At 53.0% G+C, this 26,409-nt stretch carries 17 protein-coding genes, 3 tRNA genes and 1 pseudogene; 11 read left to right on the forward strand and 10 right to left on the reverse strand.

Annotated elements, in window-relative coordinates:
• Positions 1-262 precede the first annotated feature (262 nt).
• From CLOEV_RS15960 to CLOEV_RS07485, 4 genes are all read left to right on the forward strand, one after another.
• Positions 263-991 (forward strand): helix-turn-helix domain-containing protein, encoded by a 729-nt coding sequence (locus CLOEV_RS15960; protein WP_051484959.1) that lies wholly within the window; start codon positions 263-265, stop codon positions 989-991.
• Between the two features lie 30 nt (positions 992-1,021).
• Positions 1,022-1,615 carry a hypothetical protein gene (locus CLOEV_RS07475; protein WP_147564229.1) on the forward strand — a complete coding sequence of 198 codons (594 nt, stop codon included), beginning with the start codon at positions 1,022-1,024 and terminating at the stop codon, positions 1,613-1,615.
• 9 nt (positions 1,616-1,624) lie between these two features.
• Positions 1,625-1,882 (forward strand): LuxR C-terminal-related transcriptional regulator, encoded by a 258-nt coding sequence (locus tag CLOEV_RS07480; protein ID WP_008711760.1) that lies wholly within the window; start codon positions 1,625-1,627, stop codon positions 1,880-1,882.
• A 219-nt stretch (positions 1,883-2,101) separates the two neighbouring features.
• Positions 2,102-4,720: an EAL domain-containing protein gene (locus CLOEV_RS07485; RefSeq protein ID WP_034442871.1), complete on the forward strand. Its 2,619-nt coding sequence runs from the start codon at positions 2,102-2,104 to the stop codon at positions 4,718-4,720.
• Positions 4,721-4,783: 63 nt separating this feature from the next.
• On the opposite strand, the gene CLOEV_RS07490 is transcribed toward CLOEV_RS07485, so the two are convergent.
• The 3 genes from CLOEV_RS07490 to CLOEV_RS07500 form a co-directional block, all read right to left on the reverse strand.
• Positions 4,784-4,861: transfer RNA gene (locus CLOEV_RS07490), tRNA-Pro, on the reverse strand.
• Positions 4,862-4,917: 56 nt separating this feature from the next.
• Positions 4,918-5,838, reverse strand: coding sequence for a DMT family transporter (locus CLOEV_RS07495; RefSeq protein WP_034442872.1), 921 nt, complete (start codon positions 5,836-5,838; stop codon positions 4,918-4,920).
• Between the two features lie 73 nt (positions 5,839-5,911).
• Positions 5,912-8,101: an Eco57I restriction-modification methylase domain-containing protein gene (locus tag CLOEV_RS07500; protein WP_034442876.1), complete on the reverse strand. Its 2,190-nt coding sequence runs from the start codon at positions 8,099-8,101 to the stop codon at positions 5,912-5,914.
• 233 nt (positions 8,102-8,334) lie between these two features.
• Between CLOEV_RS07500 and CLOEV_RS07505 the strand changes: the two genes are divergently transcribed.
• The 5 genes from CLOEV_RS07505 (at position 8,335) to CLOEV_RS15970 (ending at position 11,313) form a co-directional block, all read left to right on the forward strand.
• A tRNA-Gly gene (locus CLOEV_RS07505) sits at positions 8,335-8,410 on the forward strand.
• A 23-nt stretch (positions 8,411-8,433) separates the two neighbouring features.
• A tRNA-Ala gene (locus CLOEV_RS07510) sits at positions 8,434-8,508 on the forward strand.
• A gap of 393 nt (positions 8,509-8,901) precedes the next feature.
• The gene (gene istA / locus CLOEV_RS07515; protein ID WP_034442878.1) at positions 8,902-10,452 is read left to right on the forward strand and encodes an IS21 family transposase; all 1,551 of its coding nucleotides are present in this window, start codon (positions 8,902-8,904) and stop codon (positions 10,450-10,452) included.
• Entirely contained in the window at positions 10,445-10,708 is a 264-nt protein-coding gene (locus tag CLOEV_RS15965; protein ID WP_051484961.1) for an ATP-binding protein, read from the forward strand. The genes istA and CLOEV_RS15965 overlap by 8 nt, the downstream gene beginning before the upstream one ends.
• A 44-nt stretch (positions 10,709-10,752) precedes the next feature.
• On the forward strand, positions 10,753-11,313 hold the full coding sequence (locus CLOEV_RS15970; RefSeq protein WP_051484962.1) for an ATP-binding protein: 561 nt from the start codon (positions 10,753-10,755) through the stop codon (positions 11,311-11,313).
• Between the two features lie 235 nt (positions 11,314-11,548).
• Here the strand turns inward: CLOEV_RS15970 and tnpC are convergent.
• Positions 11,549-13,066 (reverse strand): annotated as a pseudogene (gene tnpC / locus CLOEV_RS15975) (IS66 family transposase).
• A 37-nt stretch (positions 13,067-13,103) separates the two neighbouring features.
• Entirely contained in the window at positions 13,104-13,490 is a 387-nt protein-coding gene (gene tnpB / locus CLOEV_RS07530; RefSeq protein WP_034442882.1) for an IS66 family insertion sequence element accessory protein TnpB, read from the reverse strand.
• 212 nt (positions 13,491-13,702) lie between these two features.
• On the opposite strand from tnpB, the gene mprF reads away from it, so the two are divergent.
• Together mprF and CLOEV_RS07540 are read left to right on the forward strand one after the other, a co-directional pair.
• The gene (mprF, locus tag CLOEV_RS07535; RefSeq protein ID WP_169732206.1) at positions 13,703-16,234 is read left to right on the forward strand and encodes a bifunctional lysylphosphatidylglycerol flippase/synthetase MprF; all 2,532 of its coding nucleotides are present in this window, start codon (positions 13,703-13,705) and stop codon (positions 16,232-16,234) included.
• A gap of 29 nt (positions 16,235-16,263) precedes the next feature.
• Positions 16,264-17,937, forward strand: coding sequence for an Rqc2 family fibronectin-binding protein (locus CLOEV_RS07540; RefSeq protein WP_034442887.1), 1,674 nt, complete (start codon positions 16,264-16,266; stop codon positions 17,935-17,937).
• 132 nt (positions 17,938-18,069) lie between these two features.
• Here CLOEV_RS07540 and CLOEV_RS07545 read toward each other — a convergent pair whose 3' ends face one another.
• The 5 genes from CLOEV_RS07545 to ileS all read right to left on the reverse strand — a co-directional run bounded on the left by CLOEV_RS07545 (position 18,070) and on the right by ileS (position 26,356).
• Complete coding sequence (locus CLOEV_RS07545; protein WP_156938378.1) at positions 18,070-19,647, reverse strand: hypothetical protein; 1,578 nt, start codon at positions 19,645-19,647, stop codon at positions 18,070-18,072.
• Between the two features lie 15 nt (positions 19,648-19,662).
• Positions 19,663-19,956: a LuxR C-terminal-related transcriptional regulator gene (locus CLOEV_RS07550; protein ID WP_034442893.1), complete on the reverse strand. Its 294-nt coding sequence runs from the start codon at positions 19,954-19,956 to the stop codon at positions 19,663-19,665.
• 198 nt (positions 19,957-20,154) lie between these two features.
• Positions 20,155-22,365: a diguanylate cyclase domain-containing protein gene (locus CLOEV_RS15980; protein ID WP_051484964.1), complete on the reverse strand. Its 2,211-nt coding sequence runs from the start codon at positions 22,363-22,365 to the stop codon at positions 20,155-20,157.
• Between the two features lie 231 nt (positions 22,366-22,596).
• The gene (locus CLOEV_RS07560) at positions 22,597-23,592 is read right to left on the reverse strand and encodes an RluA family pseudouridine synthase (RefSeq protein WP_034442895.1); all 996 of its coding nucleotides are present in this window, start codon (positions 23,590-23,592) and stop codon (positions 22,597-22,599) included.
• On the reverse strand, positions 23,573-26,356 hold the full coding sequence (ileS, locus tag CLOEV_RS07565) for an isoleucine--tRNA ligase (RefSeq protein ID WP_034442898.1): 2,784 nt from the start codon (positions 26,354-26,356) through the stop codon (positions 23,573-23,575). The genes CLOEV_RS07560 and ileS overlap by 20 nt, the downstream gene beginning before the upstream one ends.
• Positions 26,357-26,409 lie beyond the last annotated feature (53 nt).

Genomic DNA, 26,409 nt, shown 5'->3' on the forward strand with positions numbered 1-26,409 from the left:
TAAAGATAGTTGCTATACATACTATTTTGTGATATTTTTATGATCAAGAAGATAATACTGGATATATGAATACGATATTATCTATTACGGCCTGTTAAACATATGTGATTTGTAAGTTTTTTAGAAATTATACAGGAAGTTAAGATATATTTTGTTAAAAAATAAAGACCACAAAAATTGCTGTCAGGCATCGGCATTGATTGTGGGTATATGTTTTTAAAAAAATCACTTACATTTAATTATATATTTGAGGTTATTATTCATGACGCATATCAGCGCTGCCGTAGGGGAAAAGATCAGAGAGATACGAAAAAATAGGAGATATACGCTGCAGGATCTGGGGAAAATAGTTCACCGAAGCAAGGCTACTCTTTCAAAATATGAAAATGGTGAGATAGTGCTGGACATTGAAACATTGTTCGATATGGCAAGGGCGCTGCGGGTCTCCGTATTCAGCCTGCTGGATCTTCCGGTGGACGCGGAAACGGTATGTCCGCGGAAGGAAAATGATCATGCCTGTTGCTGCAAGGATATCTTTTCTTACCCGATACTTTACCTCTATTACTATAACGGCGAACACAAATGCATCCGCCGCGGCGTTATTGAGACCGACATTGAAAACGGCAAGGCGAAATTTTACCTTGATACGGTATCCCTCAGCGATTATCGCCGATGCTGCCAGGTGTATGTGGGACAGGTCCGTTCGTATTCATTCTATACGCGTATGGTATTTAGAAATGAGATCACGCCGCCTGACATGATCACCATGGTATTCCCCTCCATGCTCAACTGTCAGACTTTCCTGATCGGACAGGTCTTCGCCATGACGGTCGCAACGCAGCCTATCTGTGTAAAGGCCCTCGTGGCGAACCATGAAATGATCGAAGACCGGGAATTTAAGACCATGCTGCAGATAACGCCGCAGGAAATCAAGAATATAAAGCGATTGAATTATTTCGCTCTGGAAAGAGTGGCGGAAGTGAAGGTTTAGGATATCGCGGCAGGAAGGCCGCGTTTCAGGATGGAGGCTGCTATTGTTGAATATTGGAATCGTGGTATAAAGAATCAAAATAGACAAGGACCGTTTTCCATGTGCGATTTCGTGTTTGAGCATAATTATGTGGTGAAGATCATGAGATGGGAATATCTCGGCAGATCTGTGACTTACGCCTTTATCCAGGACGCACGGATTGAGCGCGCTTTTTCGGCGTACCCAAACTTAACGGTAAATTATAAAATCTTCCAGGGTATCAGAGCCGCGAAAAAATACATCGAAAAAAATCATCCCGAGGCGTGGCGCGAAGCAACACATTATGACGTGCCGCCGGCAAAAGAACTGTCCGTTATCCGGTACAAAGATTACAGGACCGGACTCATGGAGACAATGGCGGCCCTGTATGCGATAAGGACAGACGACCGGGGAAACAGGAGAAAAGTGTGGTTGGTTCGTACGGGTGACGGAGGCGTCAGACAGATCCTTTCGTATATGGTAAAATGGCGCAAATTGACGCCGGCCTCGCTTGCGGCCGTTTCCCAAACATCGCCAAAAGCAGAATTGCGGCGGGACGATGTTTTCATCAAAGAATTCAAACTTAAAAATCTTAAATGGAGCTGAAGAAAATCCATGAGGCAAATCCGCCACGATTATTCGGTAAGTTTAAATGAAATAGAACTGTTGATCCTCGACAATCTGACACAGGGGCTCAGCAATAGGGAGATCGGAGAAAAAATAGGCGTGACAGATAAAGTCGTCAGCATTTATATCAAAAAGATATGCGAAAAGCGCGGCTACCGGAACCGGGTCGAGGCGGCTACGGAGAGGGTCAAAGAAATTATCAGCGAAAAGCTCAAAAAACAGGGAGTTTATGATATCGAGATATAACCCGGCCTCCAAAAGAAAAAATAATTTATCTTAGAGATATTATTATAAGATAGATGCCGCAGTTTCCCTCCCGCAAATGTTCGCCACAAGCTGCCAATGTTTTCATAAAATGACACTGCGCGTCCGCCCGGTTGCCTGACGCCACATTTGGCGTATTTTACAATATTTACTATATAATGTAAGAAGAAACGTATTCGTGCTTTTGGAGGATTGACTTTCATGAAGAAAAGACTCTTGGAGGCAACCGTTATTGTTGGCTGTGCCATCCTGCTGGCTTTGTTTTCCCCGCGGACGGCGTTGGCCGGAGCGGAACGTGACTTCGTCCGTGTGGGGTGGTTCCTGAATGAGAGATATCAGGAATACGACGCGGACGGCAATCCTTACGGGTACAACTATGAATATCTCATGGAGATAGCCAAGTATACAAACTGGAGATACAAATTTGTCAACGCCAGCCTGAACAGGTGCCTCGAAATGCTGAAAGAGGGACAGCTTGACATTGTAGGCTGTATGACCAATACGGACAAACGCCAGCGGCTCTATTCCTTCCCCGAGTTCGACTGCGGCAGTTCGTATATAACGATGTACGTGCGGACGGACAGCCCGCTGAAACCATATGATTTTGCGTCTTTTAACGGCCTGCGCGTAGGGTATCGCAAATCAGCCAGAAACGGGAACGTTTTCTTGCAGTTCGCGCGGGAAAAGGGCTTTAAATGCAAGCTCGTAATGTATGACCGGGAACCTGAACTACTGGCGGCCGTCGCACGCGGCGATGTCGACGCCGGCATCGGCGACAGCCTCTACCCCGGCCGCAGCCGCCGGATCATCGCAGTATTCTCCCCCTCTCTGCTTTACTTCGTAACTACAAAGGGCAATGAAAAGATCGTCTCCGGGCTCAATATGGCAATAGGCACGATCCTGGCGAAAGACGATTTTTATGACAAGAAGCTTGCGGCAAAATATTTTGGCGACGGCGACTTCGATATTATCGGCCAGCTGCGCCGTCTGCCGGTCGCCCTGGTTTTGGATTTTTCCGCGATCCTCCTGGTCCTTCTGGCGGCTCTAGCCTGGTTCTGCATCAATAAAGCGAGGGCTCTGAACACTATCCGCAAGCTGCTCTACCACGACAGCCTGACGGGGATGTTCAACAAGTGCGGTTTTGAAAAACGCGCCGAAGAGATACTGTCACATGCCGGTACGCGACGCTACGCTGTAGTAGCTCTCGATATCGATGATTTTCGCATTTATAACGAACTTAACGGCGCTGCCGCGGGAAACGAACTTTTAAAAGCGGTGGGCGCCGCCGCCTCGGCGAAACTGTTCCGTGACGAGGCAGGCGCCAGATACGCGGCCGACAATTTTGTCTTTCTAATGCGCGCTGAAAATGAAAAAGAACTCACAGAGAGGATATTGGGGCTGAACAGACACTTTCGCGAGACGGCCAACGCAGGCACTATCGCGGTAAGCAACGGCGTCTACATCATCACAGACTCAAAAGTTTCGATACAATCCATGTATGATAGGGCAGTTTTTGCTCTTAAAATAACAGATAAGAACCGTGTGGATTCTGTCATGTTTTACGATGACTCTTTATATGCAGATCAGAGCGAGGACGCGGCGCTGCTTATGGAGTCGGATGACGCATTCAAAAACGGCGAGTTCATGACGTACTATCAACCGAAATACGGCACGTCCGACGAATGCCTAGTCGGCGCCGAGGCGCTTGTGCGCTGGAAAAAAAGTGACGGCACCCTTGTTTCCCCGGCCAGGTTCATCGAACTGTTTGAAAAAAACGGGCTGATCTCAAAACTCGATTTCTACATATTCGATGAAGTTTGCCGGACGCTCTCTGCGCAGATCGAACGGGGAATAAAAGTCGTCCCCGTTTCGGTGAACTTTTCAAGAGCTCATCTCTTTGATCCCCTCTTTCCAGACAAAGCTTTGGCAATCAGGGAAAAATACGATGTTCCCAGCGGCCTGCTTGAGATCGAGCTTACGGAGTCCGCCTTTACGCTTGAGGCCGGAACCTTAACTGACGCTGTCAGCAAACTGCACGAATATGGTTTTCGCGTGGCCATAGATGATTTTGGCAGCGGCGATTCTTCATTGGGCACCTTAAAAGACATCAAAGCCGACACTTTGAAAATGGACATGCGGTTTATGGAAGGCTTTGAAAAGGGAGGACGTGTCGGCACGATCGTCACCTCCGTCCTGCGCATGGCAAGGTGGCTGGCGCTGCCGGTGGTGGTCGAAGGCGTCGAGACCAAGGAGCAGGCGGACTTCATCAAAAGTGTCGGCGGCGACGCCATCCAGGGCTATTACTACTCCAAACCACTGCCCTCCTGTGAATGGGAGGCTTTGCTGCTGAGCCCCGCGAGGGCGAAGTGCGGCTCAGGGGACGGCGTCGCCTTCAGCACGGAAGAGATAGATATACTTATGGGCGGCAATCGTTTGGTAAACCTGTTGCTGAGCAGCCTCTGTTCCGGGTTTGGCCTCTACGAATATGTAGACGGGAAGCTTGGCATGCTGCGCGCGAGCGACGGATACCACCGCATAATGGGCGGCGGCAGGGAAAGATCATACTCCAATGACGTCATACAGAAGGTGCATGAGGAGGACCGTTCCATGTACATACAGTGCATAGAAGAAGCGATATCTACCGGCCGCCCCGTGAATGTCGAGTTCCGCCGCTATAACGATGACGGCCGCCTTATGCATATAGAGGGCGTCATCCTAGGCATCAATAAAGACACCCGCGCGCCTATCGTGTGTATGACATTTCAGGAAATCACCGACGCGGACCGCTCCCAGCGCAGGACGATCCACTATAAAGAATGAGGACTATTTCAAAAAAGACAAAAACGAGGCCTCTTGAGAGGCCCCGCAAACTTTTGCTTTTAGTGGTCGGGATGGTCGGATTCGAACCGACGACCCCCTGCTCCCAAAGCAGGTGCGCTAACCAGGCTGCGCTACATCCCGAATACGGAGAGATTATACCATGAGAATTGATAAATTAAAGGGATAAATTTATAATTTTATGCTCCTGCTTCCGGATCGACGCCGGATTTTACCTCCTGTATTTGAGCGATCAGAGTTGCGGCAAAAAGCACCGCGCAGCCGATCAGCTCCCGCCCTGAGAGGCGTTCTCCAAGGATAAGATAACCGAAAATCGCGGCGAAAAGCGCCTCCGCGCTGAGGATTATACAGGTAGCCACAGGGCTGACGTCCCGCTGTGCCGCCATTTGCAGCGTATATGAAATGCCTGTACAGAAAAGGCCTGCATAGAATATCGGCGCCCACGAGGCAAACAGAGCTCCCCATTCGGGGGCTTCCAGCCAAAACATCGCCGCCGCGGAAAAGAGGGCCACGGTCCCAAATTGGATAGTCGATAGTTTTATCGTGTCATAATCTTTTGCGAAACGGTCACAAATCATTATATGGGCCGCCCAAAAAAGGGCGCTGGCTAGGATGAGGGCGTCTCCGATCTCTATTTTGAAATCTTCCTTTATCGAGAGCAGGTAGAGTCCCACTGTACTCAGGATAATGGCGCAGGCCGTAATCCTCGAGGGGATCTTTTTCATAAAAAGTCCGTAAATGGGAACTATCACGATGTACATAGCCGTGATAAATGCGGCCTTGCCTGCCGTTGTGAACAGAAGTCCCACCTGCTGCAGTCCGGAGGCGGTAAATAGAGCGCCGCCACAGAGTATCCCGCTTCTTAAACAACCCCGCCAGTCCGAGACGACGTCGGGTTTTGCGCATGTCTCCGCTTTTTTTCGCCTGTCCATGACAAGGGCAAACGGCACAACAAAGAAGAGAGCGACCACATATCTTGCCGCACAGAATGTCAGAGGCCCGATAAGCTCCATTCCTAATACCTGCGCGACAAAAGAGGTGCCCCATATGAGCGAAGCCGTTGAGAGCATCATTACAGAGAGCATACGACGGTTATTCATCGATATCCCCAACCATCTAAAAATTTATAAATACCGTCAAGCAGTCGGCACAGGGGAGATTATACATCATCCGTCAGTTATTTTCGACAATGTTTATTTCCGGCGGCGTCAGCCCGTAGAGACGGTATACCGCTTTATTCAGTTCCTTTTCCGTTTGCAGCGTTTCCGCATCTTTGCGCCCGTACTTCGTCGGCGGATTGAGTTCGTAGAGGCGTGACAGTTTTTCGCCGAAAGCAAAAATTTCCGTGCGGAGGCGCTGCTGTGCGGCGTTCGCGGGAATCATGCCCCTTATCGGCAGTTCTGCCAAAGTTGACGGGCGCATTTCAAAGTAGTCATTCAGGAGCGGCGCCGACACGGAACGGAAGACAAAACCCATCAGCCTGGAATTGAGCAGCGCGAGGAGGAAGTAGTCGTCGCTGTCGATAATGCAGCTTTTGTCGTTAGTATAGGCGCGCCCGTGTTCCAGCACAGCGGAGATGCGCTTGCATATCACTGGCAGAATGATCTTAGGCCTTTTAAAGACATCATAATAGCGGCAGGGGCGTAATTCCCACCAATAGTCCCCGCTATCCCGCCGTTTAGAGGCCTTTTCCTCGTACAGCGCAAGATGCGAGGCCAGGCGCGGGTGATTCTGCGCGAACCACAGATAGCCGTCGGAGAGCTCACGTTTCCTGTCAGTGCAGCCCTTGGGCATAAATATGAGGTATTTTTTCACCGGCGGCAGATAATACCTCTTTATTTCACGTCCGGAATAAAACGGCACGATGAACTCCGCTGATGCCGGTTCTTCCGCAACTATCATCTCTGCCATCTCCGGGCCGATCACAAAAGCCTCGTTCAGTCCGGTAAGGATACCTCTGTATATTTTGTTATCAGTGCATTGCGAAAGGGGCGTACCTCTTTCGCGGATCTTCGCCACAAGCGCGGATATCTCACCATGCGGAAAGCTCCACGAGGCGGCGGAGAACTCGCAGCCGGCCAGCGGGCGCGCGCACTCTTCCGCGTATTCAGGCAGGGGCGTATCCTTGGGCCTTGCTGATGCATCGATAAACCTCACGCCGCCAGCCGGTTCTTTAAGGACAGAGACGACAGAGAGCGGCATCACCGTGCCCTTGAGCAGCGGGACCTTGCCAAGGTCCGCTATGACGGTAGGATTGTGGTATTTGAAAAAATCACGCAGCCCCGCGCCGTAGTCGGACCTCATCCATTTGTTGGAGATCAGGAACACGGCGCTTCCAATGGCTGAAAGCATGGCAACGGCCTTCTCAACGTAATAACAGTAGATATCGGCGTTGAAGCGCGACGAGGAATAGCCGGCCAACAATTCCTTTATGGAAGAGAACTGTTCGCTGCGAAGATGCGGAGGATTCGTAATTATCAAGTCGAATTTTACATCGGTAAAGATATTATCTATTAAAACGCTGCCCCATACAAAATGGCTGTCATATATACAAACATCGGGGTATTTCAGCTTAAGCTCGGCCTTAAGTATATCGAGGGCCGCAGCGCCGCAGTCGGTCACGAACAGGGAATTTTCGATGAACTCGCGCGCAAAGCGCTCCTCTGTGCGCGGCAGGTTCCCCGCGAAATACTTCCCAAGCCTCAGGCGCACCTCGACGAGCTTTTTCATGAAGGCCCCTACAAGTTCGCCTCCGGCTGCCGCGATGTCACAAAAACGTATCGAGGCGAGCGCGGCGTCGATCTTCTTCGCGTCGCGCTCGATGACCGTATCGTCGAAGATGATGCAGCGTTCGGAGAAATAGCCCTCAAGCGCCGCCGGAGCGAGACGACAGCTTTTATACAGGTAATTTTTTATAGCTTCGGTGGAAATATATTCAAGGATATCCTCCGGGATCATTATTCCGCGTACCGCAGGAGATTCCGCAAACAAAGAAATGTAGCCCTTGCCGCCTGCGGAAGTCACGGCCGCAAAAACAGCGTCGGCGCCGCCTGTCTCCATATAATTCAGCAGAAACTTGACGCACTTTTTTTCAGAAGAGGAAAGCTGCATGCCGGGAACCAGCTTTATCTGGAGAAAATCTATTTTGCCCTGTCCGAGCGCGGGGGTATGGCGCCCCAGCAGGCGGTAGGAAGATATCGTGTTTTTGAATTCCTGAGGTATGTGGATGCCGGAACGTATCCATTTTTCCGCTGTGCTTATATTCGGGAACATAGTATCCATACCGCCGATGAATCTATCGGCGTCGAACTCTTCTTTTAGTAAAGCACGTTGAATGACGGATGAATCGCCGCCTTTCAGCATCTACCCCACCTCCGACTATTTTATTCTTTAATAAACATATTTAAGTATAATGCATAAAAGAAGATAAAAACAGGGGCAGTGACGCATGAAAGTCAGTCGCCCGCGCCAGCGGAGCCGAGCAGCCCAATGTTATCATTGAAAGGTTCGGTGCGCCTGCCCTGACGCCGCCCTGACAGGCATTATATTTTTCTTGACAGTTTGGGTATCCGGTGATAATATATCTCGCGTTGCAAGCGGAAATAGCTCAGTTGGTAGAGCGATGGCCTTCCAAGCCGTAGGTCGCGGGTTCGAGTCCCGTTTTCCGCTCCAATAGATTTACCCGCAGATTTGATGGGGCTGTAGCTCAGCGGGAGAGCACTTCCCTCGCACGGAAGGGGTCGGGCGTTCAAATCGCCTCAGCTCCACCATTAAAAACAAGTGATAGCAAGGCTTCGCAAAATGCGGGACCTTGCTTCTTTTTTGTTGCAAATTTCTAAGTCCCATATAAGTCCCAGACTACGGTAAGCCTCAAATCCAGCGCACATACCGCCCTGCCGGAAACAGGCTATTATTTCTGTGGGCGACGCTTGCAGTTCTTCGCGCGGTCATTGCGGCTGACGGCTCCGGCGGTTTTAGCCATTTTTTACGTAAGCGTCAAACAGTCTGAGTATTCCGCTCCTCAAAGCGCACCTAAAATCCTTCGCATGAGCCCAGTGTAATTATGCAAACGAGCCCAGCGTCACGGCGGCGAGCCCAGAGGTATTTCTGGTACCCTTGCGCAATACGCGTACTGCGTAAATAACACAAGGGAGGTCATTAATATGACCATGTACAGAGAGATACTTCGCCTTCACTTCGAAGGCGGGCTGAGCCAACGGGATATTGCCGCCAGCTGCCGCTGCGCCCACAGCACTGTCAAGCGGATCCTTGCAAGAGCCGCAGAGCTGGAGCTGGATTTTAACAAGATCAAAGAGCTCTCGGACAATTCGCTTGCAAGGATGATCTATCCGCAGGCCATACTGCCGCGTATCCAGAAAGAACCGGATTACGCCTATATACATAAGGAGCTTGCCAGATCAGGCGTCACGCTTGCTCTGTTATGGAACGAGTATTGCGCGGCATGTCAGGAAAGCGGCGATATCCCGTATATGTATTCACAGTTCAGCAAGAATTATAAGGAATATGCGGCAGCGAACAGCACGTCTATGCATATCGCCCATAAGCCTGCCGAGGTCATGGAGGTCGACTGGGCCGGCACAAAGATTCTGCTTCGAGATGCCGTTGCCGGGAAAGAAATAAAAGCGTCTCTCTTCACAGCGTGCCTGCCATTTTCAGGTTATTGCTATGCCGAGGCATTCGCGGACGAGAAGCTGGATTCATGGCTCACAGCGCATATCCATGCGTATGCTTTCTTCGGAGGAACGGCTAAGATTCTCAGGCCGGACAACTTAAAGACCGGGGTCGTCAGGTCAGATAAGTATGACCCTGAAATCAACAGCGCTTACAGAGAACTCGCTGAGCACTACGGTGCTTTTGTCTCTCCCGCAAAAGTACGCAAACCAAAAGACAAGCCCACCGTCGAGGGAACGGTCGGAGTGCTCACCACTCATATCATAGCCGCCGTCAGAAACGTTGACTATCATTCATTAAAAGAACTTAACAAGGACATCTGTCTCAGATTCAGACAATTCAACGACAGGCCCTTTCAAAAGAAAGAGGGCTCACGCAGCCTCCTGTTCTCCGTTCAGGAGAGCCGGTATCTGAGTCCGCTGCCTGAATTCTGTTATCAGATAGCCCATTACAAGGATGCCGTCGTTCCGGCAAATTATCATATTCAGGCAGAGGGCGGGAAATACTACAGTGTGCCCTATGAGTGTATCAGAAGAAAAGTAACGGTAAGGAGCACCTCTTCTATGATAGAGGTATTCTGCGACGGAGAGCGGGTCGCCTGTCATATACGCAATCGGGGAGCTGAACGGTATGTCACGGACAGTTCTCATATGCCTGAGGCGCATAGACAGCTCTACGCCTGGAACAACGACAAGTTTCTTGAATGGGGCGCGGAGATAGGCGGCGGCACTCTCTCCGTGATACAGAAGATACTTACCAGGAACGGACATAGCCTGCCGGGCTACAAATTCTGTATGGGGCTGGTATCGCTGAGTAAAAATTATGCCGCGCAGGATATAGAGAACGCCTGCAGGGCGCTTCTCGCCCTTTCTTCCGCCCCGAGCCTGAAATCTATGAAGCTCGCGCTCAGCGCTGTTACCGCGAAAAGAAACGCTGATGATGATTCGACACAGAATGATGGGCCTTCCGTTACAGGTTTCAGACGCGGCGCAGGCTACTACGAAGGCAAGAGCGATGATTAGCCAGCAGACGATAAACCAGCTGCATGATATGCACCTCAGTTTCCTCGCCGGCGACATCAAGGAGCGACAGGCAGACGCTTCTTTCTGCGAACTCAGCTTCGACGAGCAGATAACCGTCATTGTGGACAGAGAGTGGCATAGGAGGCGCAGCAAGCGCATTACAGACCTTATAAGGGAGGGGCAGTTCTGCTACAACAGCGCTTCAGTGCTTGAGATAGACTATGCACAGGAGCGCGGACTGGTAAAAAGCAGATAAACGAACTTGCGGCCTGTTCTTATATTGAAAACGGACACAACATCATGATCATGGGAGCCACCGGAGTGGGGAAAAGTTATCTCGCATGCGCGCTGGGAACGGCGGCCTGCCGCAACCGCTATTCCTGCCGTTACACCCGAACGCCGGAACTGCTGGATCAGCTTGCGATGGCGGGGACCGATGGCTCTGTACGCCAAATTATACAGCAATACAGAAAACCCCGGCTCCTTATCCTGGACGAATGGCTTATAACCCGGATCAGCCATGGAGGACTTGAAGACATCTTTGAAATAATGGAGTGCCGCAGCACAGAACAGCGCTCGACCATATTCTGCAGTCAGATAGAGACCTCGGAATGGCTGGCTGCGCTCGGCAATTCGTTGATGGCCGAAAGTTTAATGGACAGGATCATTCATTGTTCGTATAAAAATCGTGCTTCACGGCGACTCAATGAGGAAGAAAAAAGGATTGAAGTCTATTCAAGCCAGTACAGCCGAAATGAAATAACGCATCTCAATGAATGGGCTCGCCGTCGTTACGGTGGGCTCGTTTGCTACGGAACAGAATTTCATGACCTGCGGAATGGTGGGCTCTTTGGAGCGTAGTATCCAAACAGTCAGCACCTCCCCTCAAAGCAGGAAGCCTGTTATCGTCATTTGTAGTGGAGGTATGGAGGTATGTGAAAGCTGCGATATGTAACCTGCGACAGGGTATGTGTCAGATAGGGGGGAGCTCATGTAAATTCTGCCGTACCTGTTTGTTGTTTTACGATCTGTCAGTACTCTTTTTCAGACGGCAGGCTTCCGGCAGTGTGTCGCTCCATGGCAGCAGCGTATGGTATTATTCCGGCTTTATGTTGGGCATGGTCTCAAGTATATGGTTCAGGTATTCAAAGAGTTTTAAGTTGTTTTCTTTGGCGGTCTCTATTATCGAGTAGATCACCGAGCTGCTTTTGCCCCTTTAGAGGAGCAGCAGAAGAGCCAGTTTTTTCTTCCTATGACGAATGGTTTTATGCTGCGTTCAGCACGGTTGTTGGAGATTTCTATTCTGCCGTCCATGTAGAAGGTCTCAAGGAATATTCTCTGTTCAAGTGCGTAGTGCAGCGCTTTTCCCAGGGTGGATTGCGGCAGTGCGCGGGCGGATGCGGTCCACGCGAAGAAGGCGTCCGTTATCGGTTTGCTTTTTTGAAGGCGTTTCGCATGTCGTTCTTCGGGGGTGAGTTTTTCGTATTCTCTTTCAAGTGCAAAGAGTTTGTCGCAGTATTCAAGTCCGGTCTGCGAGAGAGAGTTTTTTCTTTCTACGGCAGGTATGGAGATAGTTCCTTCGTGGAACTTTCTTCTGGCGTGTGCCCAGCAGCCGCATCGGCGTATGGCGCTGTCGAGTTTGCCATAGCCGGAGTAGCCGTCCGTGTGGAGGCAGCCTTTAAAGCCGCTGAGGAATTTTTTAGGATGGACGCTTGACCTGGTCTCCTGATATTCAAAGAGTACGATCGGGACGCTCGCCTCTTTACCTGTACGGTAGAGCCACATGTAGGAGTTTGTCCTTGAGGCTCTGCCGGGTTCTTTCAGGACTTGCACTGTCGTTTCGTCCGCGTGGAGGATGTCCTCTTTCAGCATCTTTGTTCGCATTTCTTCGTATAACGGAAGCAGCCAGTCGGAGGCGCTTTTTATGAGCCAGTTTGACATGGTCTGACGGCTCAGAGAGAGCCCTTCGTTGAGCCATGAGGATTCCTGACGGTAGAGGGGGACTCCCATCGCGTATTTCTGTATCATAATGTTCGCAATAGCTGAGGCGGAGGCCGCGCTTCCCTTTATCACGGGCTCCGGGATCGGGGCCTTGACGATCCCGACTTTGGTGTTTTCCCTCTCGCAGCGACGGCAGGAATAGATGTCGCGGGCGTACTCGCGGATAAATACTTTGGCGGGGACTACTACAAGCTCCCTCCTTGTATTGCAGTTCATCACATGCATCGGACCGCCGCATTCGGGGACAGATACGTTCCTCTTCCGGAAGAGTACATTCAACACGCTCAACCGGAAGCTCGTCAAAATTATCACGGGATACTGACGAACTCTCCCTTTTGCGTCTCCTGTACGTTATCTCTTCAACTTCCGGCTCCGCACGCTTGGGCTCAGACGTATTCTCCGCCTCGTCAAACAAAAGAAGCTGGAGCCCTTGACCCTCTGACTTCTCGCTGGACTGACCATACTGCCGGTGCTGGCTCAGACGAAAACGCTCCTCATACCACTTGACCAATGACGCAAGCTCCTCGTTCTTCTTCTGAAGATCGCGGTGTTCTTCCTCCAAATCGTGATACTTATTGCGTAACGCTTCAAGGGACCGAACAAGATTTTCCATACCTGCAATTATAAATGATGACACAGCATAAATCCAGTCATATCAAGGACTTGCAATTCCGACTATTATCCTGGACCGACGCTGCGGGAAACACTTCACTCATGCTGAGCTTACGCCTCAGCTTCGTTCCGGCAAACAGACAGGAAAACTCCTCGCCGGTGACACTTATCCTCTTCCCATACCCATCCGGGGGCCACGGGAACGTACCACGCTCAAGACGCTTTTGATAAAGCCAAAAACCGTCCCCATCCCATTCGATTATCTTCACGCGATTGCGGCTCTTGTTGCAGAAAATAAACATGGCGGATCCAAAAGAAACACAGGCAAATCTCAGATTTGCGATAGCAGCGAGGCCATCCAACCCCTTACGCATATCAGTGGCGCCGCAGACCAGATATATCTCCTTGCCGGAACACTCCAACATAACAAAACTCCTCCCTGGTTAATGGATTACAGGGAAGAGTTTAATGCTCTGGGTGGGGGCGGTATAGGTACTGGACATTTGACGCTTACTTTTTTACGGCCTTTCCTCTATAAAATTAAGCAGTATCTGCCGTGCGCATTTTTTGCCTGGAATGTACACTAAGATAAATGAGGCCGTGCGGTCTCTTGAAGAGGGAGAAGAAAAGCCTGGAAATGGATAAAACGTTAAAAAAAGTCAAAAGATTATTACCCTTTGTAGGGGCGGCACTTTTTGCCGTCGCGATATATACGCTGCACACGGAACTTTCGCATATGTCTTTCCACGATCTGCAGGAGGCGTTTGCCCTGATACCGCTTTCGGGAGTATTCTTCGGGCTGCTTGCCGCCTGCGCAAATTATATTCTGCTGTCGTTCAATGATATGTATTCCGCTTGGGAGATCGGCGTTAAACTCCCGCATCTCAAGGTAGGCGTCATCTCCTTCGTAAGCAACGCCATCGGCTTCAACCTCGGCGCTTCAGCCATTTCCGGCGGCGCCGTCAGGTACCGTTTGTATTCCGCGCTTGGATTGGACGGCACACAGGTGGGACACATCGTGGCGCTGAACCAGCTGTCAATGATTTTCGGGCCATGCCTGGCCGGCGCATTGGCTTTTTTCTTCTCCCCCGACACTATGTTTTCACATTTCGGCTGGCCTCAGTACGCAAGATATCTCATCGCGGCCGGCTGCGCGCTTGTGCCGGCTGCTGTCCTCTGCGCCGGCGAAGCCTCCGCCAGAGGGCATGTCTTTCGTATCCGGGATATAAAGATATCGGTCCCGCGCCCGCGCGATCTTCTGTTCAAATTCATGATAGGCTTTTTTGACATAACTACGGCCGCTCTTGTTCTCTATGCCGTGCTTCCAAACCACGGCGTGCCGATCCTTATTTTTATCTCCGCCTTTGTGGTCTCCATGATGGCCGGAACTTTAAGCCAGGTTCCGGGAGGGCTCGGCGTCTTTGACGTTACCTTGATGATGCTCCTCTCCCCCTTTTACCATCATGCCGACATGTTCAGCGCGATCCTTCTCTTCCGGTTCATCTATTACATAATCCCCTTTGTCTGCGCAACGGTGATTTTATTCGCAGTAGAGCTGAGCGGCAAGCTCTCCCGCTACTTTGGCAAGCTGGAGTTCTTCCTCCCCGACGCGGCGGCAGTCTGGACATTTATGGCCGGTACCTGGCTGCTTCTTTCAACGGCCGCTCCGATCGTCAGCGGTGGCTGGAGCAGACTGGGGGCGCTGCTTCCTTTGCCTCTTTTCGAGGCGTCTCACTTTATCAAAAGCCTTACTGGCACTTTTCTTCTGTTTTTGGCCTGGGGGCTGGCGAAACGGCTTAAATCCGCGTGGGCGATAACGCTGCTGACGCTTTTTGCGTCGCTGCTCTTTTCGCTGCCGAACGACATTACACCCTTCAGGGATTCCTTCTTTCTGCTGCTTTTGGTGGTCCTTCTCTTTTCACGCCGCAGTTTTTACCGGCTGTCCTTTTTTTCAGCGCCAAATTTGAAGTGGAGCCTTGCCATCGCCGCCGCTGCCGCCGCCGTTATCTGGTGGGGGTTTTTCGCCTACCGGCATGTGGAATACGCAAACGACCTTTGGTGGACCTTTACCTTTGATTCCGCCGCCCCCCGCTTCCTGCGTGCCGCCGCTGGAATGTCTTTCACGGCGCTCTTGATATTCCTCTTTCTATGGCTGCGTCCATCAGCCCCCGTTGCCGCCCGCCCTTCGCGGGCTGAAATAAAAGAGCTCGTAGCCGGCTCTTACGCTGCGGATGCCGCCCTCGCGCTGTTGGGCGACAAAAAATTTTTTATGGCGCGTGATAGAAGATCGGCAGTCATGTATTCTCCCGCAGGCTCTTTTTGGATCTCGATGGGAGACCCGATCGGCAAGAAAGACGGCATCCCCGAGCTCATATGGGATTTCTGCGAAGAGGCGGACAGACGCGGCGCGGGCGTCGCTTTTTACGAGACCGGCGGGGAATGGCTTGACATTTACCGTGACGCCGGGTTTGACGCCGCGCCGATCGGGGAGGATGCGCGCGTCGATATTTCCGCCGTCACAGAGACACTGGAGGGGGCGGGATTGCGGAAACTTCGCAGTATAAAAAAGCACATGGATGGAGAGGGGCTCAGCTTCAGCATTATTGACGGAGATAGGCGCGACAGGATGTTGCCTAAGCTGCGCGGAATATCGAACGAATGGCTGAAAACAGTGCACGGCACGGAAAAAGGTTTTTCCCTCGGTTTCTTCGAGGAGGATTATCTGAAAAATTTTCCTGTGGCCGTCGCCGTTAAGGAGGGCGAACCACTTGCTTTCTGTAATTTATGGCTTGGCGGCGGAGATGAATTTTCCGTCGACCTGATGAGGTACACGGCCAGCGCCCCCCGCGACATCATGACCTGGCTCTTCATAGAGGCCATGATCTGGGGACGCGCCCACGGGTACAGATATTTTCGCCTTGGAATGGCCCCGCTCTCAAACCTCGACCCGCGGAATTCGCTTTGGGAACGTATGGGAAACTTTATTTACCAGCATGGAGAACATTTTTATAATTTTAAGGGGCTGCGCCAATACAAGGAAAAGTTTCAGCCCGAATGGCAGAAGCGGTATATAATTTATAAAGACAGGGCGGCCCTGCCCTTGCTGGCCTCGCAGCTGGTACGCTTAATATCCAAAAAACACGCGGCGGGAGACGGGCAGTCCGGATAAATATGTAGCCGCACAATGGAGGAATCGATTTGTCGTTCGGACCGGAACTGATATGGATTTGGAGCAAGGAACTTGAGCGCTGCCGAGGCAGACGCGCGCAGAGGGTCGACGGCGGCAATAATTCCGTTGTGATCTCTTTCGGTGCGGCGTCGGACATGCTTTTGTCATGGGGCGCGCAGAACTGCGGCGCGGCGCTGATTTCGCAAAAGGAAAAGAAATCCTTCCTCTCCTCCGTGTCGCAAACGCCGCCTATCACAAACGCGCTGCGGAGCCACCTGACCGGGGCGGAGCTTTCTCTCGTTGAGCAGCTCCGCCGTGACCGTATTCTTAAGCTCACCTTCACCAAAACGGTCGGAGCAGGATTCTCGGTCACAAGATGTCTTATAATTGAGATAATGGAACGTTTTAGTAATATACTGCTTGTCGATGAGGACGGAAACATAATTGAGACCGCGAAGCATATCCACCCCGCCGACAACAGCTACCGGACGGTGCTTCCCGGACTCCCCTACCATCTGCCGCCGGCTTTTGACGGGACGTCCCTTGAAGAATGGCTTGCCTCGCCGGACAAATCCTCCATACAAAAGATCGCGGGCTTTGGCAAACCACTGCTCAAGCTCCTTTCCGGGGCTGAACTTGACAAGGCCGTCTCTATATTGGGCAGCTTCTATGGCGGTAAAAGTCCCTCCGGTTTTGTCCCGCAGAAAATAGGCCGCTATGTCACCTCGCTACCGGAGCTGCTGCCTGAGGCCGAAGCCTTGGAAGATGAGGATACCGGAAGGATGATAGCGCTGGCTCCCCTGCGTGACGCCGCCTTCGAGTCACGCAGGAAACATGCCGTTCGGCTCATCGAAAAAGAGATCACGCGGCGGGAGCGGCAGGCTGAGGATATAGAAAGGCTTCTTTCCGACGATAGGAGCGGTTTATACCGGCAGTACGGCGAGCTGATCGTCGCTAACCTCTGGCAGGTACGACATAACGTTGAGGAGACGGAGCTTAACGGCTATGACGACTCGGGAAAAGAGATATCGCTCAAGGTGCCGCTGGACCCAAGGCTCTCGCCTTCCCAGAACGCGGCGCGGTACTTCGCAAAATACAAAAAAATAACGGCGGCGCAGGAACGCGCTTCGGCGCTGCTCGCCACTGTGAAAGAAGAACTTGATGATCAGCGCGAGGCGCTCGCGCTCGCGTGGTCAATAAGCGACGCGGAATCCCTTTTAATGCTTGAAGAAGAGCTCGGAACCGCCAAGGTCCCGGCGCAAAAGAGAGGCGCAAAGAAAAAGTCGCCGCCCCTGCCGCCTCACCGGCGCTTTGAATTTGACAGGGCGCTCGTCTTTGCCGGACTTTCCTCAAAGGGCAACCGGTATGTCACCTTCAAGCTCGCCCTCCCCGACGACCTCTGGTTTCACGCTCAGGGGGTGCCGGGATCGCACGTCATATTAAGGCCCCTGTCCACGCTCGCCGAGGACGAACTGAACGCGTTCAAGGACTTCTGCGCCTCGCTCGCGGCATATTACAGCAAGGCGCGGGAGTCGTCGCGCCAGCGCGTCGATTATACGCGGAGAAGGTATGTCAGCCCGATACGCGGCGGGGAGGCCAACGTCACCTACAAGGAATTTTCCACCGTTGCCGGCGACCCGCTGCTGTGGCAAAGGTGGAAGGAGCTTAACTCCCTCCCAGAAAGCGGACAAACCGCTCCTTAGGGCCTGTCCGCGCCGCCGCCTGAACTGAAAGCTGACTTTGTCGGCGAAAAAGAAAATAAAGAAGGCCGGGCGCGCGAGGTAAAGTTATCTTCGCGCGCCCGGCCTTTCCGTCGAGAGAAAGCTTCCCTGGCGTTATCCCCTTTTCTTCATTACTGCCGCCGCGCCGGGTAGCGCCGCGAAAATCAGCAGCGCGAACCAGCCCGCGTTGCAGCCGCCGCCGGAACCGCCGTCAGGCTTGTCATACACCATGATCTTAAAAGTCTCTCCCGTCCCGCTCACCTTAACGCCGTTTTTATCCACGGCGTATAGGGTCATCGTCAGGTCTTTACCGGCATATTCGTCTGGAATGACAAAGTCGTGTTTGAATTCATAGACCGCCGCATATTCATCCCATTTTTCTCCATCGTAATGTCTGACAAGCGCGATATCAACGTCACGGCTCAACACGATCTCGTCGTTCAGCGTCAAATCATAGTGGAGTTTGCTGGTAAAGTTCTGGACGTTATATGTGTCAATATCATTACTTAACACTCTCCCCTTGGTCACATCGCTCTGTATTGGTTTTGTCACGCCAAAAACAGAGAGCGTTTTGCCCGGAACTATATAAACGCCGTTTGCAGCAATGTCGAGAAACACTTGTTTGTCGTGCGACGCAGGATAATATTTATTTTCTTCTACCGCGATCCCCTTCTCAACGACTTCGGCCCTTGTCAAAGCCAGTGCGTCTCCCTGCGCGAATTCTACTATTTTCCCCTCTATCGTTTTACCCGCGTATGTTACTGACGGTTCGCCAATGTCATAGTGATAATAGTGTATGCGTGGGGAATTAATATTACCGATAGCGGCAAGATAGCCGATTTCGACTTTCTGCGTAGCGCAGCGATTATTATCCACGTTATACAATATCGTATGCACATTGCCATCTTTATATTCGATGGAATCATTAGCCCTCCAATGGCCTACAATTTCATAATAAATATACTTCCCATCGCTGTCCTTAGCCAATGGCCAGTATCCAGGGAAATAATCCAGATAAATCCTGTAATTATTCTTATTCGCAAACGCGGTGTATTTAGCTTGATGATCGGCCGGCGAGAAGCGCGTAAGCATCTTGTCCGCAACGACTCCCACCGTCAGCTTCGCATCGGCGCTGGCGATATCGGCGTCGCCGGAAACGGCGGAAACTACGATACGATACTCACCAGCCACAATATCCCCGCTAAGCGTATCGGGGTTAACATCAAAAGACGTTGTGCATCCGCCGAAAATGACCGCGGAAAATGTTTTTTCTGTTACAGCCACTTTATTGCCTTGATCGTAGAAGCTATCAGGATCATCAGGTTTAAAAATCAAATCGGGCGGCGGGTTTTTAGCCAGCAAATCACGACTATTTGCCTGATAATCAAACCAATAACCTTTGTTTGGGTAGTCCATACTGACGGCGGCAACAGAGGTTATGCCATTGCCATCTATGCCAACGCTCTCTGTGCTGCGCACGATAGTGTTGGCCGCGTCGTAAATATCGATACGAATGTCAAACGACACAGGTGCGCCAGCGCGATCTATTTCTCCCAGAACATAAAAATCCCGTGTGGGAGCGATCGGCATTTGCTGCGGATATAAAATTTTTAACGACAACGCCTCCGCCGTGTTGGAGAGCAGACATGCCGAAATAAACACGGCCGCCGCAAAACGATAAATTTTTCGCATCAAAAACTGCCCCATTCATATAAAATAAATACAATAGGCTGTGGGTATCCTCTGTGGCTGACGAACAACGCGCACCGTACCGTCGGAGATGCCGAGCAGTTCGGCGATTTGTTTCGTCGTGAGCCCCTGCTTTATCAGCAGCGATATCTGGCGCTCCCGCCGCGTCAAAGAGGCGCTGATGGAGCTGACCGACTCTTTGATCTTCGCCATTCCCGCGCGCATCCGCGAGCAGAGCTCCAACAGCCTGTCCATCGCTTCCTGTTCTTCGTCACCGCGTTTTTCCCGCGCCAGCCGCAGCAACGTTTCCATTGCCTCGGGTGCCCCATTTAAAGGGCAGCGAGAGCAGCCGGAAATAATCGCCGAGGCTTTGCGGCATCTCTTTCAACGTTCAGCCTCGCCAGCCTTTCATGAAAAAATATCGAAAAACCAGTATGCATATTATGCGGCGCTTTGAATTTGGCAGGGCGTCCGTCTTTACCGGATTTTCCTCAAAGGACAGCCGATATGCTACATATCCTCCGCATAGAACGCATATTGGTTTTTCCCGTTCCGTTTGGCCTCGTAAAGCGCCTTGTCGGCCCGAGAATAGAGCTCGTCGAAGGCCGCCTCGCCTGTGCGGGTCTCGGCGATGCCGACGCTCATGCGGACGGGGTAATCGTCCGCCGCACCGATCCGCGCGCCGGATAAACTCCGCTGCAGCTTCAACGCCATGCTTTCCAGTTCGTCCCGTCCCTCCACGTCCTTTAAAAATACGACGAACTCATCGCCGCCCATGCGCCCGACGATATCGGTTTTCCCAAACAACGCCTTGAGCGCGTCCGCGATGAAGCATATCGCCCGATCGCCCTGCGGATGCCCCATGGAGTCGTTTATCGTCTTGAGGCCGTCAATATCGGCGATCATCATCGCGCAGGGGACGCCGCCTTCGCCGTCCAGCCTCTTACGGATCAGCGTCTCTGCAGTCAGCTTGTTGTAAACGCCGGTCATGCCGTCTGTTTCGGCCCGCCGCTGCATCTGCATTTCCTTTTCGGTGATCGGGATATAGGTCACATAGATAGCGGTCTTATCTTTGCCGAGTTCCATTACCCGGCCTGTCAGATGGAACGGGAGATACCCGCCCGAGCCGTCCATGATGCGGACATCGCAGACGCCGTCCTTATTCCCGGTCAGCGCCGTCTGGATTTCCTCCTTCAGCTTTTCTACATCGTCGGGGTGGACGAGCTCGAATACGGAGACATCTCTCATCTCGCCGATCTCGCGCTTCAGAAAAGCCCGGTACAGCTTGTTGAGATAGGTGGCGTGGGTGACGTTTCCGGCAATCTCATAAATACCGGCGCCGCAGGGCAGGTTTTCCAAAAGATCACGCCGCTGCCTCTCAGCCCTGTCCATTTCCGTGGCATCGGTATAGTAGCCGCTGAGATGCAGGCCGTCCGAGTCCTCCGTCACGCGGTAGAAAGCCTGTATTGGCGTGTAGCCGCCGCAGCCGTTGGCGAAGCGGAGACGCAGGGATACCGTCGTCCGGGCGGCGATGGCCTTGTTCAAAACGGAGCTGGCCAAATACAGATCGTCCGGATGCACGCCAGCGTAAGCGTCTGCGGCGTACAGCGCTACGGCCTGTTCGTGCGTCATTCCGCACATGCGGCAGAATTCGTCGTTCACGAACTCTGCCACGACGCCGGTTTTTGTGATGCACATCTTTATATAGCCGCCGGGCATATCCTGAATCATCTGCGTCAGCGTCCGGGCGTTTTCGGCAAGCCGCGCCTCATAGTCGCGCCTAGTGAGCATGACGGCGATGTAGTCGCCCAACGCCAGAAGACGGTCAAGCTGCGTCATCTGCCGTTTGGGGTCGTCCACGCCCAGTATCCCAAATACTTTTCCGTCCCGGCAAAGCGGCACCGCGAACAGGGAGCTAACGCCCTGCACAAGTAAAATGTCGCGCTCCTCCGCGCGGCTTTCATCCAGCTCGTTTACGTCCATGATGGCGATATAATTCCGATGTTCAAAGACTCTGTGCCAATAATCCAACAGGTGCAGGGGAACTGTCTGAAGATTGTCCTTTTCCTCCGTCACGCCCTCGGCGCAGACCTCGTAGGTGTTGACGGCGATAGACTTTTCGCGGTCAATCTCAAAAATATACGCGCGTGCTCCGTCAAAATACTCCATGAGCTTTCGCAGAGTGCCGTCGATGCCCGTCCTTGTATCCGTCTGTGCCAGCAGGTCGTGGGCTACGTCGCTCAAAATGAGAAGCTGCTCGACCGTCGCTCGCCGTTCTTTCTCCAGCTCCCTCGTATATAGTCCGTCAGGCTTATCCTTCTGTATCGCGTTGACAATGGAGACGGTTTCCCGCAGGGCGATATTGTTGCGCAGCGTATGAGCGACGATATCCGGGTGACATGGTTTGGTCACAAAATCGCTGGCTCCCAGCGACAGCGCCTTGACGCGGGAGCTTTCGTCCTCCAAATCGGTCACGACAATGACAGGGAGCTGCGAGAGCAGGACGTCCTCCCGACAGAGGCGCAGCACCTCGCAGCCGTCCATTTCAGGCATAAGGATATCCAGCAACACCGCCGAGATGCCTTCCGGATCCTGACGCAGCAGCTCCAAGGCGGCTTTACCGCTCCCCGCTTCAAGGATCGTATAGTCCGTTTGCAGTATCGCCCGGAGCTTCTGCCGGTTCATTCTGTCGTCGTCAACGATGAGGACCTTTCGCACCATGCTTTTTGTCTCCTTCGCCATCTATTCCGGTTGAGGATCTGTTGCTGGTTTCACTGTGGCAAAAATACCATAACTCGATTAAAAAATCTAGAGTCTAAAACTCTTATTAATTGCCAAGTTTCAACAAGACTCCAAAAGCAATACCTCATTGCAGCGTTGTGAGCGCAGTGTCTATGATTATTCGGAGCGGGCGGCGGTCATGTGCTTATGGGACGTGAATATATATTATGCTTAACGCGGGCTTCGTATTGCCCGCAGGAAGCCGCTCAGCTCGGGCGGGAGAGGCCGGGTGAAGAACATATCATCGCCGGTGCGGGGATGTTTGAAACCCAATTTCCATGAATGGAGGAATATCCGCTCCGGACCGAAGGGCGATCTTCTGGAGGGCGCGTAGAGCCGGTCGCCGACAAGCGGACACCTGACCGCCTGCATGTGGACCCGGATCTGGTGCGTACGGCCGCTGTGCAGCGTGCATTTTACGAGCGAATAGTCGTTCACGCTCCAGAGCCTTTCGTAATCCGTCCAGGCCTCCCTGCCGTCCTCTACGCAGGCCATGCGCAGACGGTTGTACGGGTCGCGGTCGATCGGGTATTTGACGGAACCGCGGAGGGCGGGCGTCTGGCCGTAGCAGAGGGCAAGGTACTCTTTTCTTATCCGGCGCGCTTTGAAATCGCGGAAGAGCCCCTCCTGGGCGAGCCCGTTGCGCGCCACCACCATCAGCCCCGAGGTCGTCGCGTCAAGCCGGTGGACGATCCCCGGACGTCTGACGCCGTTCAGCGTTCCGAGATCAGGGTAGCGAAAGAGCAGGCCGTGAACGAGAGTGCCGCTCCAGTGTCCCGGCGCGGGGTGCACCACCAGCCCCGCCGGTTTGTCGACGACGATCACGTCGGCGTCATCATAGACCGTCTCAAAGGCAACGTCCTGCGGCTCCAGGTCCAGCGTCTCCGCCGGAGGTATTTCCACTTCAATCAAATCGCCTACAGCGACCTTCACCGACGGTTTGACGCGGCGCTCGGGCACAAGCGAGGCGTGTCCCTCTTTTATCAGCTTCTGCGCATAACCGCGGCTCACGCCAAGAAGCCGGGAGACGGCGAAGTCTAGGCGATGGGCATCCAACTCCGCCCCGATCATGAATCTCTGCGCGGCAGAAGAAGAGGGGGGGGCGAGCAGCCCTTCCCCCTCTTCGTTTATATTTTCCCGAATGAAATTATTGTTTGCTGAGCACATCGCGGCAGCGGTCGCAAAGCCCCTTCTCCGCCACTTCCGGACGCCTTTTCCAGCACCGGGGGCACTTTTCCGCCGCGGATCTGTTGACGCCGACGCGCAGTCCCGTAGTCTCGTCGTCGTAGACGATACCGGCCTCTTTGACTTCATCCACGACTTTGCAGGAGGAGACGATGAGGATGTTTTCCCACGTCTCGTCGTCGATCTTGCCGGCGAGAGATTTGTAGTAGTCGCTGAGTTTGATCTGCACGTCTGCGTCGAGCGGATGGCCGATGACGCCCTTGCCGCGCGCCGATTCCAGGCCGCGCAGCACGCCTTGGCGCGCAAGCATCAGCATATCCCACTCCTCTTCCACCGCGGGGTCGATGCCGTCGGCGAGGCCGCGAGGCCAGTCCGCGAGCAGGACGCTCTGCGGCAGCGACGGGTCCATTTCCCGCATTTTCTGCCAGATCTCTTCCGCCGTGAAGGAGAGGACGGAGGACATCATCTGCGTCACCGCCTGCAGTACCTGCCACATAACGGTGCGGATCGAGCGGCGGCTCATGGCGTCTTTGGCGTCCGCATAAAGTTTGTCCTTGCTGACGTCGATGTAGAACGACGAAAGCTCGTTGTCGCAGAACTGGTGGATGAGCGTCATCGGCTGATGGAATTCGTATTCGTCGAATCCCGTCGTCACGCGCGTCCGCAGGCGCTCGAGCTTCAGCATGATGTACTGGTCGACCGGGGCGAGCTCCTCATGCGGCAGGATGTCCGTCGCGGGATCAAAACCGTCGAGGTTCGCGAGCAGGAAGCGCGCCGTGTTGCGTATCCGTCTGTATGACTCGATAAGGTTGCGGAATATCTCTTCCGATATGCGCACGTCTCCGCGGTAATCGGAGGAGGCGACCCAGAGGCGGAGGATGTCCGCGCCGTTTTTGTCGATTATTTTTTCCGGCTTCATGACGTTGCCGAGGGATTTTGACATTTTCTGTCCGTCAGGCCCCATGATAAAGCCGTGGGTAAGGACGATCTTGTAAGGGGCCGCGCCGCGCGTCGCCACGCTGTTGAGCAGCGACGTCTGGAACCAGCCGCGGTGCTGGTCGCTTCCCTCAAGGTACATGTCGGCGGGCCAGCTGAGGTCTTCCCAGTTGTCGAGGACCGCCGAGTGGCTCGAACCTGAGTCGAACCAGACATCCATGATATCTGATTCTTTACGAAGATGACGGCTGCCGCACTTCGGGCAGACCGCAAGGTCGCCGACGAGCTCTTCCGGCGTCATTTTCCACCAGCAGTTGCTGCCGTGTTCGCGGATCTTGTCCGCCACGCGGCGCACACGGTCTCCCGTGAGTATGACTTCGCCGCAGTCTTCGCAGTAGAAGGCCGGGATGGGTACGCCCCATGTACGCTGGCGGCTGATGCACCAGTCGGAACGGTCGCGCACCATGTTCGTGATGCGGTCTTTGCCCCAGTCGGGCACCCACTGGACTTCGTCGATATGCTTGAGCGCCTCGTCACGGAAATCGGCGACGGAGACGAACCACTGGTCCGTGGCGCGGAAGATGACGGGCTTTTTGCAGCGCCAGCAGTGCGGGTAGGAGTGGGTTATTTTGAGTTTGCCGAGCAGGCGTTTCGATTCTCCGAGGAGCTCAAAGACCTTTTTTTCTCCCTCCGCGAGCGACATGCCTCCGAAAATGGGCGTGTCTTTATAGTAATGTCCGGTCTCGTCGACCGGATTGTAGATATCGATGCCGTAGCGCACGCCTGTCTCATAGTCTTCCGTACCGTGGCCGGGCGCGGTATGCACGCAGCCGGTGCCGGAGTCGAGCGTTACGTAATCCGCCAGTACGAATGGCGTGGCGCGGTCATAGAACGGGTGCTGAGCGAGCGAGTTTTCGAGCCTCGCCCCCTTGCAGGAGAGGATCGGTTCGCCAAAATCGAGCTGCGTAGCCTTTTCCACTTCGGCTTTGAGCCCCTGCGCGATGAGGTATATTTTGTCTCCGACCTGATAGAAGCCATAATCATAGCGCGGATGAACGGCGACCGCCATCGAGGCGGGAAGGGTCCAGGGCGTGGTGGTCCAGATGATGACGTCGACATCCTTCCCCGCAAGCTCGGGGAATATTTTTGCCGCGTCGGTGTAATTGTAAGCGACGAATATCGACGGTGAGGTCTCGTCGGCGTATTCGATCTCCGCCGCCGCGAGCGCCGTCTGGCAGTCGGTGCACCAGTAAATGGCCTTGCGTCCCTTGTAGACAAGGCCCTTGTCGATCATTTCGGCGAACCCTTCTATCTGTGTCGCTTCGTAGGCCGGAACGAGGGTCATATATGGATGGTCCCAGTCTCCGATGACGCCTAGGCGCTTGAACTGCCCCGTCTGGATATCGGCGAAGGTGCGCGCGTAAGCGGCACATTTTTCACGCAGCTCGATGGGGTCGATCTCATCCTTGTTGAGGCTCTGTTCCTTGAGCACTTTCAGTTCGGTGGGAAGGCCGTGCGTGTCGTAGCCGGGCACATAAGGGGCAAAATAGCCGCGCTGCCACTTATATTTAACGACGAAGTCCTTTAATATTTTGTTTGTCGCCGTACCGATATGGATGCTGGCGTTCGCATAGGGAGGCCCGTCGTGCAAGATGAAGGAGGGCTTGTCCTTATTTTTTTTCTTGAGCTCATTGTAAACATCGATATCGTACCAGAATTTCAGAAATTCCGGCTCACGCTGTGACAGATTGGCACGCATGGGAAAATCGGTTTTGGGGAGAAACAGGGTATCCTTATAATCGTTCGCCATTTAGATGACCTCCATATAAACTGAATGGAATTCCGTGGAGAATTCCATAATGT

Origin of the sequence: Cloacibacillus evryensis DSM 19522 (assembly GCF_000585335.1) — a bacterium.
GTDB lineage: Bacteria > Synergistota > Synergistia > Synergistales > Synergistaceae > Cloacibacillus > Cloacibacillus evryensis.

Excerpts from the sequence above, each read along its gene's own strand:
- CLOEV_RS15970 (WP_051484962.1), top strand. The coding sequence starts at position 10,753 with ATGATCATGGGAGCCACCGGAGTGGGGAAAAGTTATCTCGCATGCGCG.
- ileS (WP_034442898.1), bottom strand. The coding sequence starts at position 26,356 with ATGGCGAACGATTATAAGGATACCCTGTTTCTCCCCAAAACCGATTTT.
- istA (WP_034442878.1), top strand. The coding sequence starts at position 8,902 with ATGACCATGTACAGAGAGATACTTCGCCTTCACTTCGAAGGCGGGCTG.
- CLOEV_RS07545 (WP_156938378.1), bottom strand. The coding sequence starts at position 19,647 with ATGCGAAAAATTTATCGTTTTGCGGCGGCCGTGTTTATTTCGGCATGT.
- CLOEV_RS07485 (WP_034442871.1), top strand. The coding sequence starts at position 2,102 with ATGAAGAAAAGACTCTTGGAGGCAACCGTTATTGTTGGCTGTGCCATC.
- mprF (WP_169732206.1), top strand. The coding sequence starts at position 13,703 with ATGGATAAAACGTTAAAAAAAGTCAAAAGATTATTACCCTTTGTAGGG.
- CLOEV_RS07550 (WP_034442893.1), bottom strand. The coding sequence starts at position 19,956 with ATGGAAACGTTGCTGCGGCTGGCGCGGGAAAAACGCGGTGACGAAGAA.
- CLOEV_RS07495 (WP_034442872.1), bottom strand. The coding sequence starts at position 5,838 with ATGAATAACCGTCGTATGCTCTCTGTAATGATGCTCTCAACGGCTTCG.
- CLOEV_RS07500 (WP_034442876.1), bottom strand. The coding sequence starts at position 8,101 with ATGCTGAAAGGCGGCGATTCATCCGTCATTCAACGTGCTTTACTAAAA.
- tnpB (WP_034442882.1), bottom strand. The coding sequence starts at position 13,490 with ATGTTGGAGTGTTCCGGCAAGGAGATATATCTGGTCTGCGGCGCCACT.
- CLOEV_RS07475 (WP_147564229.1), top strand. The coding sequence starts at position 1,022 with ATGGAGGCTGCTATTGTTGAATATTGGAATCGTGGTATAAAGAATCAA.
- CLOEV_RS15965 (WP_051484961.1), top strand. The coding sequence starts at position 10,445 with ATGATTAGCCAGCAGACGATAAACCAGCTGCATGATATGCACCTCAGT.
- CLOEV_RS07560 (WP_034442895.1), bottom strand. The coding sequence starts at position 23,592 with ATGTGCTCAGCAAACAATAATTTCATTCGGGAAAATATAAACGAAGAG.
- CLOEV_RS07480 (WP_008711760.1), top strand. The coding sequence starts at position 1,625 with ATGAGGCAAATCCGCCACGATTATTCGGTAAGTTTAAATGAAATAGAA.
- CLOEV_RS15960 (WP_051484959.1), top strand. The coding sequence starts at position 263 with ATGACGCATATCAGCGCTGCCGTAGGGGAAAAGATCAGAGAGATACGA.
- CLOEV_RS15980 (WP_051484964.1), bottom strand. The coding sequence starts at position 22,365 with ATGGTGCGAAAGGTCCTCATCGTTGACGACGACAGAATGAACCGGCAG.